This is a genomic window from Microbacterium sp. 2216-1, from assembly GCF_046507855.1.
GTDB classification, from domain to species: Bacteria; Actinomycetota; Actinomycetes; order Actinomycetales; family Microbacteriaceae; genus Microbacterium; species Microbacterium esteraromaticum_C.
On record NZ_JBKFTM010000001.1, the window covers coordinates 89,019 to 107,098 of the forward strand.

Below are 18,080 nucleotides of genomic sequence, written 5' to 3' on the forward strand. Positions count from 1 at the left end.
GCTCTGTCAATCCTGAATCGAACAGGCTTTCGTCACCCCTCAGTCGTGAACGTGGGCCACAATGGAGCGGTGAGTGCCGTGCAGCCCCGCCATGCGGCGCGTGAATCGCTCGCCGTCCGGATCGCTGTTCCGTTTGGCGTGCTGTTCACCGCGCTGGCGTCGTTGTCGACGATTCTCGGCGGCATCGAGATCGAACCCGCGGCGGCGCAACAGCCTCCGACTCCGGCTGCCGTGTTGCGCCTGCCCGCCGTCGATGTGCTGGCGGCCGAGGCGGTCGATCCGTGCGCCGACGAGGTGGTGATCGCCGCGCTCGCCGCGGATGATGACGATGCCGCTGTCCGCGCGTTCGGGGGTGGTGCCGAGTTCCGCGCCGCCGTCGCCGCGGGTAGCGCACCGTGTGTCTCGCTCGACGACCCGAACCGCATCTGGGTCGTCGTGAACAAGCAGCGTCCGCTGCAACCGGACGGCTTTGCTCCGGCATCCCTCACGGGCACAGAGCTGCCCACGACCTCACTCGCGGACGAACTCCGGCCCGAGGTGGCGGTCGCGCTCGAGCGCATGGCGGCGGCCTCAGCCGCCGAGGGTGCCGGGGCCCTCGGTATCAACAACGGCTACCGCTCGTACGACGTGCAGACCCGCACCTATGAGTCGCACGTGATCGCCCGTGGGCAGCCGGGGGCGGATGCTGTCTCTGCGCGCCCTGGATACTCGGAGCACCAGAGCGGGCTCGCGTTCGATCTGATCGCGTGCACGGCCGAGTGTGGCATGCATGAGGAGTTTGGCGGGACCTCGCAGGGGGAGTGGGTGGCCGCGAACGCGTGGCGGTTCGGATTCATCGTGCGCTACGTGCAGGGTGAGACCGGAACGACGGGTTATCTGCCTGAGCCGTGGCACATCCGCTACATCGGACCCGAGCTCGCGGCGGCATATCATCACGGCGGGTTCCGCACGTTGGAGGAGTTCTTCGGCTTGCCGGCGGCGCCCGACTACGCGCACTGACGGCGCTGTTGCGGCATCCCACAAATGCGGAACGCAGTGTCACGTTTGGTGAGACGCATTCCCACAATGGACTGTTCCGCGTCGGTGTCTCGCCGTAGACTCGCGGTGCGAAGACGCACCTACCCCCACGACGTTCAGGAGGACGAAATGGAACGCGACACCTACGAAGAAGACCACGAGGCCTTCCGCGACCTGGTCAAGGACTTCGTCAAGCGTCATGTCTCGAACGAGTCGATCGAGAAGTGGGATGCTGCGGGCGAGATCGACCGCGCCACCATGCTCGCCGCAGGTGAAGCGGGTCTGATCGGACTGTCGGTGCCCGAGGAGTTCGGCGGCGCGGGCATGCTGCAGGACTACCGCTTCCGCACGATCGTCATGGAAGAGGTCATCGCGGCCGGTGCCGGTTCGCTCGCGGGTGCGTTCGGCATCCAGGACGACCTCGCGGTTCCCTACCTGGTGCACATGGGCACGCAGGAGCAGAAGGAGAAGTGGCTGCCGCGCATGGCCACCGGTGAGGTGCTCGGTGCGCTCGCCATGACCGACCCCGGCGCGGGTTCCGACCTGCGCGGCATCAAGACCAACGCCAAGAAGGTCGACGGTGGCTACATCGTCAATGGCGCCAAGACGTTCATCTCATCGGGCACCACGGCCGACATGGTCGTCACGTTCGTCAAGACCGGTGAGGGTAACCGCCCCGACGCGTTCAGCCTGCTCATCCTTGAGAAGGGCATGGAAGGCTTCGACCAGGGCAAGAAGCTCAGCAAGATGGGCTTCCACGGGTGGGACACCGCTGAGCTCAGCTTCACCGACGTGTTCGTGCCCGACGAGAACCTGATCAGCGGCAAGGAGGGTCAGGGCTTCATCCAGCTGATGATGAACCTGCCGCTTGAGCGCCTGTCGATCGGTGTCGCCGCGGCGGCCGCCGCGCAGGCCGCGACCGACTGGACGATCACCTACACCAAGGAGCGCGAGGCGTTCGGTGAGCGCATCGCCGACTTCCAGAACACCCGCTTCCAGCTGGCCGACATGGTCACCACCACCGAGGTGATGTGGGCCTACATCGACCGTGCGCTGCTGGCGTACAAGGATGGCAAGCTCACCGCCGAGGATGCTGCCAAGGTCAAGTACTGGGCGACCGAGCGCGAGTGGGAGCTGCTCGACATCGGCGTGCAGCTGCACGGTGGTTACGGCTACATCATGGAGTACCCCATCGCCCGGGCGTTCACCGACGCTCGCGTGCACCGCATCTACGGCGGCACGAACGAGATCATGCGCGATCTCGTCGGCCGCCAGATCGCCGGCAAGCGCTGACCTCCCGCTGACAAAGGGCCGCTCGGAAACGAGCGGCCCTTTCCGCGCCCGCGCCCGCGCCCGCGCCCGCGCGCTCACGCCGCGCGCTGCGCGCCCGGCGCACCCTCGCCCCCCGTTGAGAAACCACTTGTCGTACGAGAAACCACCTGCGGCGTGATTTCTCGAACGGGAAGTGGTTTCTCAGCGGCCGCTGCGGGCGGGATCAGGCGGCGAGCCAGGGCCAGGTGAGGGTGAAGAGGGCGGCGGATGCTGCCAGCAGAGCCACCAGGAACACCGTGTCGCGTGCGCGCCACGGCACCAGGTGCCGCTCGGTGCGCGTGGGGTGGGCGCCGAAGGCGCGGGCATCCATCGACAGTGCGACGCGTTCGGCGTGGCGGATGCCCGAGGCGAGCAGCGGCACGATGTACCCCCATCCGCGCATCAGGCGGGCGATCGGTCCGCGCCCGCCCCACCGTCCGCCGGCGCCGCGCACACGGTGCGCCGCTCGGATGACCGACAGCTCGTACCCGAACCGGGGCACGAACCGGTAGGCGGCCAGCGCCGTGTAGCCGACGCGGTACGGAACATGCAGCTGCTGCACAGCGGCGCGCACCAGGTCGGGGCCGTTCGTCGTGAGTCCGCCGATCAGGGCGAGCGCGAGGATCGCGCACAGGCGCAGCGCAGTGGCCAGGCCGATCGCCAGGGCGCCTTCGTAGAGCACCCAGTCGCCGATGCGCAGCACGGCGGGGGTGTCTGACACCAGGGTGTCGTCGATCCAGATCGAGAAGCCGAAGGTGAGCAGGGCGACACCGGCGGGCACGGCCAGGAACAGCAGCGCCACGACTCCACGGCTCAGGCGAGCGCCGGTGAGCAGCAGCAGATACGACAGGGCGATGAACGCCAACGGGGTGTCGAGGTCGCGGGTGAACGCGAGCAGCACCATGGCCGGTACGACGGCGGCGATCTTCGTCAGTGGGTTGAGATGGTGCAGAAAGTGCGACGGCGCGGCCACCGGGGTCGCGAACGGATCGACCGGGGTCGGGGCGGTGGCGACCGAGACGGGCATACCGGTCATGCCGCCCTCCCCTCAGCGAGCACCCGCAGCATGGGTGGCAGCCGCAGTCCGGCGGCGGCGAACACGGTCGGGTCGGCGAACAGGCCGGCTGTGCGTCCGGCGGCGTGCAGGGCGCCGTCGCGCAGCATCACGGTGTGCGTGCTGTACTCGGCGACCAATTGCAGGTCGTGCGTGACGATCAGCACCGTGGTGCCTTCGGCCTGCAGCTCTTTCAGCAGGGTCAGCAGTTCGGTCGCCCGTGCGCGATCCTGTCCGAAGGTGGGCTCGTCGAGGGCCAGTACGCCGGGGCGTGCGATCAAGGCCGTTCCCACCGACAGGCGCCGCTTCTCGCCGCCGGAGAGCAGAAACGGGTGCACGTCGGCCTTGTGCATCAGCCCGAAGCGGGCCAGCATCCCGTCGACGCGTTCGTCGATCTCGGTCGCGGGCAGCCGTTGCATGCGCAGGCCGTGCGCGAGTTCCTCCCGCACGGTTTCGGCGATGAACTGGTGCTCGGGGTTCTGGAAGACGAATCCGACGCGCGACGCGAGCTGGCGGGGAGCAGCCCGACCGGCGTCGAGGTCGCCGATCATCACGGTGCGGCGCGGGGCGGGCACGACGCCCGCGAGCGCTTGCAGCAGGGTCGTCTTGCCCGCGCCGTTCGCCCCGACGATGGCAGTGAACGAGCCCTCGGGGATCTGCAGCTGCGGCACCATCAGCACGGGTTCGCGACGCTTGAGAACGGTCATATCGCGCACCGTGATCGCGCTCGGAGCATCGGCGCGCGGCATCTGCGCAGGGGCGGGAAAGAGGCCATCGGGCAGGTGCGCGAACTCGTCGGGCGTGACCGGCAGCACCGGGATGTCGGCGCCCGCGGCGCGCAGGCGCAGCGCTGCCAGCGTGCTGGACGGCAGCCACACGCCGAGCTCGAGCAGCGCGTCGGCGTTGTTGCGGATCGTGTCTCGTGCCGGGCCGTCGAGCACGACCCGGCCGTCGTGGTCGAGGACGACCGCCCGGGTGGCGAAGCGCATGGCGGCGTCGAGGTTGTGCTCGACCAGCACGATGGCGCGGTCGGCGTCGTGCGCCAGCTCGCCGAGGGCGTCGTAGACGTCGTCGATTCCCTGCGGGTCGAGGTTCGCGGTGGGCTCGTCGAGCACGATCACGCGCGAACGCATCGCCAGGGCGCACGCGATGGCCAGGCGCTGGCGCCCGCCGCCCGAGAGCAGGTCGGGGTTCCATGAGCGCTTGTGCCACAGGCCCATGCGTCGCAGCGCCTGCTCGCTGCGGGTGAGCACCTCATCGACCGGCAGCAGCAGGTTCTCCAGACCGAAGGCGACCTCGTCGAGCACGGTGCCGGTCACCAGCTGCGAGTCCGGATCCTGGAACACCATCGAGATGTGCCGGCTCAGTTCGGCGACCGGGGTCACGCGGGCATCCATCCCCGCCGTCTCGACGCGACCGGCGACCTCGGCGGTCACCGACTGCGGGATGAGCCCGTTCAAGGTCAGAGTCAGGGTGGACTTGCCGGAGCCGCTCGGTCCGAGCACGAGTACGACCTCACCCGGATGAACGTCGAACGAGACGTTCCGCGGCGAGGGATGCGCGCTGCCCGCGTGCGTGACGCTCAGGTCGCGCACGCGGAGGAGAGGGTCGGATGCCGGCACGGCGGGCCTTTCTCGGCGTCGGGTCACCTTCTAACTTAGTCGGGCCTTACCTTTCCAAGACCCGTGGGATGAGAGGATCGTCCGGATGACTGCACAGCCCCCCGCACCGCGCCTGATCACGATCGGCGAGACCATGGCGCTCGTCGCCCCGACGGCTGCCGAGCCGTTGCTCACCGCCCAGGACTTCCGCCTGGGGATCGGCGGCGCCGAGTCGAACGTCGCGGTGCATGTCGCCGCGCTCGGGCATCCGACGGCGTGGGTGAGTGCTCTCGGTGACGATGTGCTCGGCGAGCGCGTGCGCGCGGCGATCGACGGCTTCGGCGTCGACACGCGCTGGGTGGCGACCGATGCGACGGCGCCCACCGGGGTGTACTTCAAGGATCCCGGCCGCGGTGTGCAGTATTACCGGGCCGGGTCGGCGGCGTCGCGGATGCGCCCTGCCTCGCTCGATGGCGTGCCGCTTGAGCAGGCCGAGATCGTGCACATCTCGGGCATCACGCCTGTGCTGTCGGCGTCGTGCGCCGAACTCGTCGAGGCGGTGCTCGACCGCATGGCTGCCGCACCGGGCATCGTCAGTTTCGATGTGAACCATCGTGCCGCGCTGTGGTCGGCCGCCGAGGCGGCCCCTGTTCTGCGGCGGCTCGCCGAGCGCGCCGACCTCGTCTTCGTCGGACGCGACGAGGCCGAGACGCTGTGGGGGGGTGCGACGGCGGCGGATGTCAGGGCGCACCTGCCCGGTGTGCCGACGCTCGTCATCAAGGACGGCGACGTCGGCGCGACGGAGTTCTCGGATGCCGGTGAGGTGTTCGTCCCGGCGATCCCGACCGAGGTCGTCGAGGTGGTCGGTGCTGGGGATGCCTTCGCCGCCGGTTACCTGGCCGCGCTGCTGGCCGGTGCTCCGGCATCCGAGCGTCTTCTGGCCGGTCACCGGCGGGCGAGTCTGGTGCTGCGTTCGACCAGCGACCTCGGCTGAGGAGGATTACTTCGGGGCGACGCCGGCGCGACGCAGGGCGTTGCCCACCGCGATGCCGATCGCGGTCCACACCACCGGTCCCAGCACCGACACCGTGAGGTACATCACCTTCGCCCAGGGGTCGAGGGCGTCCATGTGCGCGGCGAACCACACCACGACGGCGACGAATACGCCGATCACGAACGCCGAGACGAAGAAGCGCCAGCGCCCCCAGGCCTTGTAGCGGGTGAGCGCTGCGACGCCCTCCTGGATCGCGCCGAACAGCAGCGCGGTACCGATGAAGCGCAGCGCCCAGACCGGGTTGAACGCGCTGGCGATCAGCGCGGCGAACACGTGCGTGATCAGGGCGACCAGCGGGCGTCGCAGTACCTCCTGCGCGATGATGCCCGGCAGCACGTGCGACCCCAGCACCAGCCCGTACAGGTACGGAGCGACGGCGAGCACGCCCAGCGTGACGGCCCCGGCGATGCCGCCGAGAATGCCCGTGGCGACGCCGATGGCGGCGCAGACGAGGAGTGTGCGCGTGCTCAGAGCGGGTCGGGATGCCACCCTCTCAGGCTACCGGCACGAGGGGCGCGTACCCGTCAAGTGTTGGGCCAGCGCACCTGCGCGCCGGGAACGTCGTTCTTCTTGAGGTATCGGGCGATGTAGGGGCAGTACGGCACGATCGTGTCGCCGGACGCCGCGGCGTCGGTGAGGGCTTCGCCGGCGAGCCGGCCGGCGAAGCCGCGGCCCTGGAAGGCATGGTCGATCTCGGTGTGCGTGAAGCGGATCTCGCCGGGGCGCCGTTCGAACTCGGCGAAGCCGGCGAGGACGGTGTCGGAGTGGATCTCGTAGCGTGAGGCGTCATCGTTGCGGGTGACGGTCAGTTCGGGCATGGCTCCTCCTTCGATGTCCCACCCAACCTATGCCGGATCCGGGGTGGATGGGCTGTGGAGGGCATCCGCGGTGTCTGTCGCGCTGGCTACGCTGGAAGCATGCCGCAGACCCCTCGTGACCCCTATGAGGGGCTGCCGTACCCGGACGAGCCGTGGGACACCGAGCCCGGCGATCCCTCCGAGCCGATGGACTGGGAACCGCCGGCCGACGGCTGGGAGCCACCGCTCGACTGGGGAACCGCGCCGATGACCCCGGCGGCGCCGCCGGCGACGGTGGCGACGCCGGCTCAGCATCCGACGGCAATCGATGCGCTGCGCACCGTGTTCGGTTACGACGCGTTCCGCGGCGACCAGGCGGCCGTCGTCGAGCACGTCATCGCCGGTGGCGATGCGGTCGTACTGATGCCCACGGGTGGCGGCAAGTCGATCACCTACCAGGTGCCGGCGCTGGTGCGCGAGGGCACGGGGCTGGTCATCAGCCCGCTCATCGCGCTCATGCACGATCAGGTCGATGCGCTGCGCGCCAACGGCGTGCGCGCCGCCTACCTCAACTCGACGCAGTCGATCGACGAGCGCCGCGAGGTCGAACGCGCCTACGTGTCTGGCGAACTCGACCTCATCTACGTCGCCCCCGAGCGCCTGTCGTCGCCGCAGACCACGCAGCTGCTGCAGCGCGGCGTGCTCAGCGTGATCGCCATCGACGAGGCGCACTGTGTGTCGCAGTGGGGGCACGACTTCCGCCCCGACTACCTGGCGCTGGGCGATCTGGCAGAGCGGTTCCCCGGTGTGCCGCGCATGGCGCTGACCGCCACCGCCACCCGCGCCACGCACCGTGAGCTCACCGAGCGCCTGCACCTCGAGCGCGCTGAGCACTTCGTGGCGAGCTTCGACCGTCCGAACATCCAGTACCGCATCGTGCCCAAGGTCGATCCGCGCAAGCAGCTGGTCGAGTTCATCCAGGCGCAGCCCGCCGGCGCGGCGGGCATCGTCTACGCCCTCAGCCGCAAGTCGGTCGAGCAGACCGCCGAGTATCTGGCATCCCGCGGCATTGAGGCGCTGCCGTACCACGCCGGACTCCCCGCCGAGGTGCGTGCGGCCAATCAGGCGCGCTTCCTGCGCGAGGACGGCATCGTCATGGTGGCGACCATCGCGTTCGGAATGGGCATCGACAAACCCGATGTGCGCTTCGTCGCCCACATCGACCTGCCCAAGTCGGTCGAGGGCTACTACCAAGAGACCGGTCGCGCCGGCCGCGACGGTGAGGCGTCGGTCGCATGGATGGCCTACGGGCTCGGCGACGTCGTGCAGCAGCGCCGGCTGATCGAGCAGAGTCCCGGCGACCGCACGTTCAAGATGCGCATGGGGCAGCACCTCGACGCCATGCTGGCGCTGTGCGAGACGGTCACGTGCCGCCGGCAGAATCTGCTGGGTTACTTCGGGCAGGACAGCGGGGCCTGCGGCAACTGCGACACGTGCCTGCAGCCGCCCGACACCTTTGACGGGCTCGTGCCGGCGCAGAAGCTGCTCTCGACGATCGTGCGGTTGAAGCGTGAGCGCAACCAGGCGTTCGGCGCCGGGCAGCTGATCGACATTCTGCGCGGGGCCTCGACCGATCGCATCCGCAAGATGCGCCACGATCAACTGGCGACCTACGGGATCGGGGCCGACCTGTCTGATCAGGACTGGCGCAGCATCGTGAGGCAGCTGCTGGCCCGTGGCATCCTGCTCGCCCAGGGAGACTACGGCACGCTCGCGCCGGGCGAGGCGGCCGGGGGAGTGCTGCGCGGTGAGACTCCCGTGCCGCTGCGCCGCGACACGATCGGGCGCACCACCGCGACCCGTCAGCGCAAGGCGTCGGCCGCTGACGCGCTCGCCGAGGGCGACCGGGGGCTGTTCGAGGCGCTGCGCGCGTGGCGTGCCGAGACGGCCCGCGAGCAGGGGGTACCCGCCTACATTGTGTTCGGTGATGCGACGCTGCGCGCGCTTGCCGAGCACCGGCCGGCAACGACCGGGCAACTCGACGGCATCAGCGGTATCGGTGCCAAGAAGAAAGAGGCGTACGGCGATGCCGTGATCGCCGTGATCGCCGAACACTGAGTGCGAACGCGCGCCCGCATCTGTGGTGAGGTGACAACGTCGGATGCCGTCGCGACGGCATCCGATTGTGGATGCTGCACATGCGACTTCCGCAGTTGTTGTCGGAGTTCTACCGTTGGGTGTCCCACCCCCAACCGAGAGGACCCGTCATGGTCGACGCAGCCGTCCGCAGCGAATCCACCTCGAACGCCGCCGAGCACACCGACGCCGAGCCCGCGATCGACGTGCAGCGGGTCAATGATCTGCTGATGGGCACGTGGGCGCACACGCGCCGCACGTCCCGCGAGATGATCAAGGACTCGGCGTTCTGGCGCGACGACAGCCTCGGCATGGACGCGCACCGCGAGCGCGTGCTCTCGCAGCTGCACCTGCTGGTGCAGAACAGCGCCGTGCACCGCGCATTCCCCAGGGCCTTCGGCGGCGAAGAGGACAACGGGGCGAACATCGCCGGCTTCGAAGAGCTGGTGGTCGCCGATCCCAGCCTGCAGATCAAGGCGGGCGTGCAGTGGGGGCTGTTCGGGTCGGCGGTGCTGCAGCTGGGCACGGCCGAACACCACGAGAAGTGGCTGCCGGGCATCATGAACCTCGACATCCCCGGTGCCTTCGCGATGACCGAGATCGGGCACGGGTCGGATGTGGCGTCGCTGGGCACGACGGCCACGTACGACCCCGAGACCGACGAGTTCGTCATCCACACGCCGTTCCGCGGTGCGACGAAGGAGTACCTCGGCAACGCCGCGCTGCACGGCATCGCCGCGACGGTGTTCGCGCAGCTGATCACCAACGGCGTCAGCCACGGCGTGCACTGCTTTTACGTACCGCTGCGCGATGAGAACGGCGACGACCTGCCGGGCATCACCCGCGAGGATGACGGGCACAAGGGTGGCCTGAACGGCATCGACAACGGGCGTCTCTCGTTCGACCAGGTGCGCGTTCCGCGCACCAACCTGCTCAACAAGTACGGCGACGTCGACGCCTCGGGCACCTACACCAGCCCGATCGACAGCCCCGGCCGCCGCTTCTTCACCATGCTCGGCACACTCGTGCAGGGCCGCGTCTCGCTCGATGGGGCTGCTTCATGGGCGTCGGCGCTCGGGCTGAAGATCGCCATCACCTACGCGACGCAGCGTCGGCAGTTCGACGGCGCCGACGGGCATGAGACCGTGCTGCTCGACTACGGCAAGCACCAGCGGCGGCTGCTGCCGCGGTTGGCCACGACCTACGCCCAGTTGTTCGCGCACGACGAGTTCCTGCAGAAGTTCGACGCCGTTTTCTCGGGTCGCTCTGACACCCCGGATGACCGCGAAGACCTCGAGACCCTTGCCGCGGCGCTCAAGCCGCTGTCGACGTGGCACGCCCTGGACACCCTGCAGGAGGCGCGTGAGGCCTGTGGCGGGTCGGGCTTCATGTTCGAGAATCGCCTGGTCGGTCTGCGCGCCGACCTCGACATCTACGTCACCTTCGAGGGCGACAACAACATCCTCCTTCAGCTGGTCGGCAAGCGTCTGCTCACCGACTTCGCGGCCCAGTTCAAAGACAAGGACGCCGCCTCTCTGGCCCGCTACGCGGTTGAGCAGACGGCGGGCAGGGTGTTCCACGGTGCCGGACTGCGCCAGTTCGGTCAGGCCGTGGCCGACCTCGGTTCGACGGCGCGTTCGGTCGAGTACGGGCTGCGCGAGGAGCAGCAGCACGAGCTGCTCGCCGATCGCGTGCAGCAGATGGTCGCCGACATCGCCGGGCGCCTGCGCCCCGCCGGCAAAGACAAGGTGCTCGGCGAGAAGCTGTTCAACGAGAACCAGGCCGAGCTCATCGAAGCCGCCCGCGCGCACGGCGAGCTGCTGCAGTGGGAGGCGTTCACCGACGCCGTCAACGACGTCGACGACGAGGACACGAAGCAGGTACTGACCTGGCTGCGTGACCTGTTCGGCCTGCAGCTGATCGAGAAGCACCTCGCGTGGTACCTGATCAACGGTCGCCTGTCGGCACAGCGGGCGGCATCCGTCTCGCGCTACATCGACCGGCTGTGCCGGCGGCTGCGCCCGCACGCGCTCGACCTCGTCGACGCGTTCGGGTGGGAGCCCGAGCACATCCGCGCACCCATCGCGAGCGGTGCCGAGCAGCAGCGTCAGGATGAGGCGCGTGCGTACTACGCCGAGTTGGAGGCATCCGGTCGCGCGCCGATCTCGGAGAAGGATCTCAAGGCCAAGAACAAGCGCTGAGTGCGCCGCTGTCGGCGGCCGGCGATAGCGTGAGGAGATGAGCTCATTGCACGCCGGCCCCGATGATCGATTGCGCTGCGGCTGGGTCGGTGACGACGAAGAGTACCGTCGCTACCACGACGACGAGTGGGGTCAGCCGTTGCACGGCGACCGCGCGCTGTTCGAGAAGATGGCGCTGGAGGGCTTCCAGGCGGGGCTGTCGTGGATCACGGTGCTGCGCAAGCGTCCGCGGTTCCGTGAGGTGTTCGCGGGGTTCGACCCGCAGGCGGTGGCGCAGTTCGGTGCCGACGATGTGGAGCGTCTGATGGCAGATGCCGGCATCATCCGCAATCGGGCGAAGATCGTCGCAACGATCTCGAACGCGGCACTCGTGCGCGACATGGCCGACGGTGAGCTCGACTCCTTGATGTGGTCGTTCGCGCCTGGCGCAGCGCGGGCGCGTCCGCGCGAACTCGGAGATGTGCCCGCGGTCACGGCCGAGTCGACGGCGATGAGCAAGGCGCTCCGCGCGCGCGGGTTCCGCTTCGTCGGACCGACAACGATGTACGCGCTCATGCAGTCGACCGGCATGGTCGATGACCACGTGGTGGGCTGCTGGCGCGCCGGCGGGTAACCGGATCGAGGATGGGGAGTTCTCCCCATCCTGACGATGCAGCCGCGAACTTCTACGCGGGTAGTATTGCCCCGGCGCGTCGTGCATGCATAGCGGGGGGAACTTGCTAGTAGGACCGTCGAGGTCTCGGGGCTACCCGTGCGCGCTCGCCGCCATCATGCTGACGATGACAGCCGGAGGAGACCGCGATGAGAGCCCTGACGTGGATGCGCACGCACCCCAAGACTCTCGCGTCAACCGCAGGCGTCATGATCGGCGCCGTCGCTTTGACCGGCATGGCAGTGGCCTACGACGGCCTGCCGACCACGAAGGTCGACCTGAACGACGCGGGCGTGTGGCTCACCAAGTCGTCGAGCCTGCTCGTGGGACACTTCAACAACGCCTCGACGGTGATCGACGGCGGCCTCCGCACCAGCGGTGACGAGTTCGACATCGTGCAGGACGAGCAGCACGTGCTCGTCGTCGACTCGGGCAACGCCACCGTCACGGCGGTCGACCCGGCGACCGTCTCGTTGTCGGACTCGGCTCCGATCCCCGGGAACGCGAAGGTCACGCTGGGCGGCACGACCACGGCGATCCTCGACCGCACCTCCGGCTTTCTCTGGGTCACCCCCGTCGATGAGCTGTCGGGCTTCGACCTGAAGGTCGCCGACCCGGTCGCGAAGCTCGGAAAGAACGCGGATGCCACGGTCGGCCGCGACGGCACGGTCTACGCCGTCTCGGCCGAGGACAGCATCGTCTTCAGCGCCACGATCGACCCGCAGGGCGAGATCAGCACGACCGAGAGCGGACTTCAGGAGCTCGGCAAGGGGGCCGTGCCGACGATCACCGCAGTGGGCACTACCCCGGTGGTGCTCGATGCGACGAGTGGTGTGGTGCAGACTCCCGGCGGGTTCCGTACCGAGGTCGATGGCGCCGAATCGGCGATTCTGCAGCATCCGTCCGCCGCGGCGGATGCCGTCACACTCGCGACGACGTCGCACCTCGTGCATGTGCCGCTCGACGGCGGCGACGTGCGCGCGATCTCGACCAATGCTCAGGGCAATCCCGCAGCTCCCGTCTCGTTGCGCGGCTGCGCCTACGGCGCCTGGGCGGGGTCGGCCCGCTTCGTGCGCGACTGCGTCGGCGACTCCGCCGACCTGTCCGAGACGATTCCGGGCGCCGACAAGGCTGAGCAGTTGGTGTTCCGGGTCAACCGCGATGTCATTGTGCTCAACGATGTGTTGACCGGTGCGGCGTGGCTTGCCGACGAGAGCCTCAAGCAGGTTGATGACTGGAGCGTCCTGACGCCGCCGGAGGGCAACGAAGAGGACGAAGAGAAGACCACCGAAGAGACGGTGGAGACGACCCTTCCCGAGCGCAGCGAGAAGAACACCCCGCCGACGGCCACCGATGACCGATTCGGTGTGCGCCCAGGCGGCACGACAATGCTGCCCGCCGTCGACAACGACAACGACCCCGACGGCGACGTCCTGGTCGCCTCGCTGGCCGACAGCCAGCCGAAGGTCGGCGACGTACAACCGATCCTGGGCGGCGGCGCCCTGCAGATCATGACGGACGAGGATGCCACGGGCTCGGCCACATTCCGATACCAGGTCGATGACGGCCGTGGCGGAACCGACACCGCGAACGTGACCGTCGATGTGCACGACTGGGACACGAACGGGGCGCCCGAACCGCGACGCGTGACCAAGCTCGCCGTCGAGTCGGGCGGCACGGTGTCGTACAACATCCTGCCCGATTGGATCGACCCCGACGGGGACGACATCTACCTGCGCTCGGTGACCCCGGCGTCTGGCGACGAGGTCGACTTCACCACCGATGGGCAGATCACCTATCGTGCCGTGGCCAGCCTGCAGGGGCGCAAGAAGGTCGAGGTCGTGGTCTCGGATTCGTTCGGCGAGGTCTCCACCAACTCGATCTACATCACCGTCAAGCCGCAGGGCTCGATGGACCCGCGCACCAACGCCGACCATGTCGTCACCCGGGTCGGTGAGTCGGTCACCGTGTCGCCGCTGGCGAATGACTCCAGCGCTGGGCGGGAAACGCTGAGATTGACCAATGTCGACGCCGTCGAGGGCGCCGAGATGACCCCCGACTATCCGAACAAGCAGTTCACCTTCAAGGCACCGACGGCCGGTGTGTACTACGTGCAGTACCTGGCATCCGCCGGCGCGAAGAGCGCCATCGGCATCGTCCGCGTCGACGTGCTCGACGAGAATGAGAGCGAGCAGCCGCCGGTCGCCGTGCGCGACGTCGCGCTGCTGCCCAGCGGCAAGGAAGCGCTGATCGGCGTACTCGCCAATGACTCCGATCCCGGCGGTGGTGTGCTGGTGGTGCAGTCGGTCACCGTGCCGCCCAGCAGCGGGATCTCGGTGTCGGTGCTCAACCACGAGACGCTGCGCATCACCGATCAGGGCGCCCTGGACGAGCAGGTGCGCATCCGCTATCGCATCTCGAACGGCACGCACACGGCCGAGGGAGACGTGATCGTCGTCCCGATCCCCGCGCCATCGAAGCTGCTGCCCCCGGTGGCGAATGATGATGAGGCCTTCGTGCGCGTGGGCGACGTGGTGACGATCCCCGTGCTCGACAACGACACCCACCCGAACGACGACGCCATGCACGTCGCGCCCGACCTCATCGAGCCGCTCGTGGATCCCGAGGTCGGCGAGGCGTTCGTCTCACAGGACGTCGTGCGTTTCCGTGCCGGCTCGGAACCCGGTACCGCCTACATCACGTACGAGGCCGTCGATTCGCTGGGCCAGAAGGACGCCGGTTACGTGACCGTGCAGATCCTGCCGATCGACGACGACCGCAATGCCGCGCCCAACCCGCGCGATCTGACCGCGCGAACCGTCTCGGGCACGACGGCGAACATCATCGTCCCGCTGCACGGCATCGATCAGGACGGTGACTCGGTCGAACTGCTGGGGCTGGCGACGGCACCGTCCAAGGGGCGCGTCGTCGAGGTCGCGCAGGATCATCTCGTCTACGAGGCATTCGATGACGCCACCGGCCTCGACACCTTCACCTACAAGGTGCGCGACCGGCTCGGCAAAGAGGGCATCGCCAGCATCCGCGTGGGAATCGCCCCGCCCGAGACGGTCAACCAGGCGCCCTACGCGGTGAAGGACGCCGTCGTCGTCCGGCCCAACCGCTCCGTCGCCGTCCCGGTGCTCGCGAACGACTCCGATCCGGACGGCGACAAGATCGCCCTGGTCGACGGGGGCCTGGAGCTGGCCGATGTGGATGGGCTCAGCGCCGACGTCTCGGGTGACCGGGTCATCGTCGAGGTGCCCGACCGTGAACTGGAGACCTCGCTGCAGTACACGATCCGTGATGCTCGCGGTGCTGAGGCGACGGCACCGTTGCTGGTGACCGTTGACGAGGACGTGCCGCTGCTGGCGCCGATCGCCCGCGATGACCGGGTAATGGTGTCGGACGTCACGGACACGCTCAGCGTCGACCTCGACATCATCGCCAACGATGAGGACCCGGATGGCACCACGGAGGGGCTGGCGATCGATATCGAAGCCGGCGCCACCGCGTTGCCCGACGGCAAGGTCAGGGTCACGATCGGCGAGAAGCGGCAGCTGATCCGTTACACGGTCACAGACCAGGACGATCTGTCGTCGTCGGCGTTCATCTTCGTACCGGCGCTGAGGGAACTCAGCCCGACGTCCAGCAGCACCAAGCCCGTAACGGTCAAGAGCGGTGAGACCAAGGAACTGCCCCTATCGGAGTACGTCACGGTGGCCGGCGGAGGTACCGCCCGGATCACCGAGGCGGCGAAGGTCAGCGCGATCCACTCGGACGGGTCCGAGCTCATCAAGGACCCGCACACCCTGGTGTACACCTCGGAAGACCGCTACTTCGGCCCTGACGCCCTGACCTTCGAGGTCACCGACGGCGACGGCCCCGACGACCCCAACGGGCGCAAGGCGACGTTGACCATTCCCATCGAGGTGCTGCCGCCCGAGAACCAGCAGCCGCAGTTCGTCGACGGACAGATGCAGGTCGCTCCCGGTGAGGACGCCACCTCGCTCGATCTTGCAGCGCTGACGACCGACCCCGATCCCGAGGACGCCGACAAGATCGCGTACACGATCACGGGGCAACCCGATAGCGGTGTCTCGGCTCGCATCGAGGGAACGGCGCTGCTCGCCGAGGCCGCGTCGAACGCCCGCAAGGGGACCGCGACGACCGTCGAGTTGCGTATCGATGACGGCACCACCGACCCGGTGCGCGGTCGCGTCACGGTCGTCGTCACCGCATCGACGCGGAGCCTGCCCGTGGCCAGCCCCGATACCGTCGACGAGGCCGATCAGGGCGAGACCATCCGAGTGCCGGTGCTCGCCAACGACATCAATCCGTTCCCCGAGACGCCGCTGGAGCTCGTCACCGCCTCTGTCGAGAGCGGGCAGGGAACCGCCGAGCTCGCCGGCGACGAGGTCGAGATCACACCGCGGGCCGATTTCGTCGGAGTGATGGTCGTGCGTTACCGCATCCAGGACGCCACCGAGGACCCCGACCGCGAGGTCGACGGCCGTGTCACGGTCATGGTGCAGGGCATTCCGGATGCCCCTGGCCAGCCGACCGTGTCGAGCATCCAGGACCGCACGGTCGTGCTGTCGTGGTCGCCCCCGGCCAACAACGGTGCCGAGATCACCGAGTACACGGTCTCTTCGGTCGGTGGCAACCCGTACACGCGGACGTGCACGTCGACGACCTGCACGCTCGACGGGTTGACGAACAATGTCGAGTACACGTTCCAGGTGACGGCGACCAACCGCGTCGGCGAAGGGCCGGCCTCACCTGCCTCGAATCCGCCGGCACGCCCCGACGTACGACCCGACACCCCTGTGGCACCCAAGCTCGTCTTCGGCGACCGGTCGCTCGACGTCTCGTGGACGGCGCCGAACTCGAACGGTTCGCCGGTGGAGTCGTACACGCTGCAGATCTCGCCCGCGCCGCCGACCGGCTCCGCCGAGAAGACCGGGGTGACGGGAACCTCGCTGGTGTGGGAGGGCCTCGAGAACGGCACCAACTACACCGTTCGCGTCCAGGCGCACAACCGCGCCCCGGACCCGTCGAGCTTCAGCCCGTGGTCGGTCGCCGAGATCCCGGCAGGACCGCCGTTGGCGCCCGCGCAGCCGACCACCAAGGAACTCTCGCCGGTCGGCAAGCAGGCGCAGATGGAGGTCAACTGGCAGCAGCCGAACACGAACGGCGATGCGATCCGCGGCTACCAGATTCAGGTCCTGCGCGGCGGAACGCTCGTCGAGACGGTTTCCGCGAGTGCTGACGCGCGGGCGCAGGCCATCGTCGTGAACACCAGCGAGACCGGATACACCTATAAGGTGCGTGCCGAGAACAAGGCCGGATGGGGCGACTGGAGTGCCCCGTCGGCCGCACGTCGCGGCGTCGTCGCGCCGGAACCGCCCACCGCGGTGACAGCGACGGCAGAGGACCGCGCGATCAAGGTCGGGTACACCCAGGGTGCACGCAACGGTGCCAAGGCCACCGAGATCAGCATCCAGTACGACATCGGCGGTGGCTGGAAGAGCAATTGGGACGGGACCACGATCGGCGGCCTGGCCAACGGCACGAACTACACCGTCCGACTGCGTGCCGTTGCGACGGTCGACGGGTCGACCTACGCCAGCGGCGCATCCGCGTCGGCGAGTGCGAAACCCTACGGCACCCCGCGGGCGCCCACGGTCTCAGCACGGAACAACGGTCAGTCGGTGACCCTCAGCTGGAACGGCAGCAACTCCGACAACGGTCGACCTGTGCAGGTGCAGATCAACATCCGGAACAACAGCGGCTCCTGGGGCGGCTGGCAGAACGTCGACAACAGTGGCTCGACCTCACGCGGCAACGGGTATGACCAGACCTTCGCGATCAAGGCGCGGGCGGTTGCCAACCCCGGTGGAACATCGCCCGAGTCGAACACGGCCTCTGCCAGAACCGATCCGAAACCCCAACCGAGCGCGCAGACTGTCAAGGGCACACCAGGCTACTGGCCTCCCGGCTGGGGCGGCGAAGGATCGTGTACGTCGGCATCGTGCGCGTACATGGCGATCACCGTGAAGAACTTCCCAGCGGGTAGGTACCGGCTCTACTGCAACGACGGTGGGGAGTGGGGCGGCAGAGAGGTGGATGTGCCTGCCAACGGCACTGTCAATCTCACCTGCTTCTACGGCGGCCGCGGCACGACCGTCTGGGTCCGCATCGCCGGGTGGGGCAACGCCACCTCGATGACCTGGTACTGACAACGATTCACCGATGAC

The 18,080-nt window shown here is 68.5% G+C and carries 11 protein-coding genes; 7 read left to right on the forward strand and 4 right to left on the reverse strand.

Annotated elements, in window-relative coordinates:
* The first annotated feature begins 69 nt into the window (after positions 1 to 69).
* Both ACLD0U_RS00410 and ACLD0U_RS00415 read left to right on the forward strand, forming a co-directional pair.
* Complete coding sequence (locus ACLD0U_RS00410) at positions 70 to 999, forward strand: M15 family metallopeptidase (RefSeq protein WP_410339502.1); 930 nt, start codon at positions 70 to 72, stop codon at positions 997 to 999.
* Positions 1,000 to 1,146: 147 nt separating this feature from the next.
* The gene (locus ACLD0U_RS00415) at positions 1,147 to 2,310 is read left to right on the forward strand and encodes an acyl-CoA dehydrogenase family protein (protein WP_410339503.1); all 1,164 of its coding nucleotides are present in this window, start codon (positions 1,147 to 1,149) and stop codon (positions 2,308 to 2,310) included.
* Between the two features lie 202 nt (positions 2,311 to 2,512).
* Here the strand turns inward: ACLD0U_RS00415 and ACLD0U_RS00420 are convergent, their stop codons facing one another.
* Positions 2,513 to 3,364 carry a CbiQ family ECF transporter T component gene (locus ACLD0U_RS00420; RefSeq protein ID WP_179409244.1) on the reverse strand — a complete coding sequence of 284 codons (852 nt, stop codon included), beginning with the start codon at positions 3,362 to 3,364 and terminating at the stop codon, positions 2,513 to 2,515.
* Positions 3,361 to 5,031: an ABC transporter ATP-binding protein gene (locus ACLD0U_RS00425; protein ID WP_410339504.1), complete on the reverse strand. Its 1,671-nt coding sequence runs from the start codon at positions 5,029 to 5,031 to the stop codon at positions 3,361 to 3,363. Before ACLD0U_RS00425 ends, ACLD0U_RS00420 begins: the two co-directional genes overlap by 4 nt.
* A gap of 58 nt (positions 5,032 to 5,089) precedes the next feature.
* On the opposite strand from ACLD0U_RS00425, the gene ACLD0U_RS00430 reads away from it, so the two are divergent.
* Positions 5,090 to 5,977, forward strand: a complete 888-nt coding sequence (locus ACLD0U_RS00430; protein WP_410339505.1) for a sugar kinase — start codon at positions 5,090 to 5,092, stop codon at positions 5,975 to 5,977.
* A gap of 6 nt (positions 5,978 to 5,983) precedes the next feature.
* Here the strand turns inward: ACLD0U_RS00430 and ACLD0U_RS00435 are convergent, their stop codons facing one another.
* Positions 5,984 to 6,526, reverse strand: coding sequence for an ECF transporter S component (locus tag ACLD0U_RS00435; protein ID WP_410339506.1), 543 nt, complete (start codon positions 6,524 to 6,526; stop codon positions 5,984 to 5,986).
* Between the two features lie 35 nt (positions 6,527 to 6,561).
* Positions 6,562 to 6,855: a GNAT family N-acetyltransferase gene (locus tag ACLD0U_RS00440; protein WP_179409241.1), complete on the reverse strand. Its 294-nt coding sequence runs from the start codon at positions 6,853 to 6,855 to the stop codon at positions 6,562 to 6,564.
* A gap of 99 nt (positions 6,856 to 6,954) precedes the next feature.
* On the opposite strand from ACLD0U_RS00440, the gene recQ reads away from it, so the two are divergent.
* From recQ to ACLD0U_RS00460, 4 genes are all read left to right on the forward strand, one after another.
* Positions 6,955 to 8,952 (forward strand): DNA helicase RecQ, encoded by a 1,998-nt coding sequence (gene recQ, locus ACLD0U_RS00445; RefSeq protein WP_410339507.1) that lies wholly within the window; start codon positions 6,955 to 6,957, stop codon positions 8,950 to 8,952.
* A gap of 149 nt (positions 8,953 to 9,101) precedes the next feature.
* Positions 9,102 to 11,171 (forward strand): acyl-CoA dehydrogenase, encoded by a 2,070-nt coding sequence (locus ACLD0U_RS00450; RefSeq protein ID WP_410339508.1) that lies wholly within the window; start codon positions 9,102 to 9,104, stop codon positions 11,169 to 11,171.
* Between the two features lie 37 nt (positions 11,172 to 11,208).
* A complete protein-coding gene (locus ACLD0U_RS00455) occupies positions 11,209 to 11,784 on the forward strand; it encodes a DNA-3-methyladenine glycosylase I (protein ID WP_206822766.1) in 576 nt (191 codons plus the stop codon).
* A gap of 188 nt (positions 11,785 to 11,972) precedes the next feature.
* Positions 11,973 to 18,062 (forward strand): Ig-like domain-containing protein, encoded by a 6,090-nt coding sequence (locus tag ACLD0U_RS00460; RefSeq protein ID WP_410339509.1) that lies wholly within the window; start codon positions 11,973 to 11,975, stop codon positions 18,060 to 18,062.
* The last annotated feature ends 18 nt before the right edge of the window (positions 18,063 to 18,080 follow it).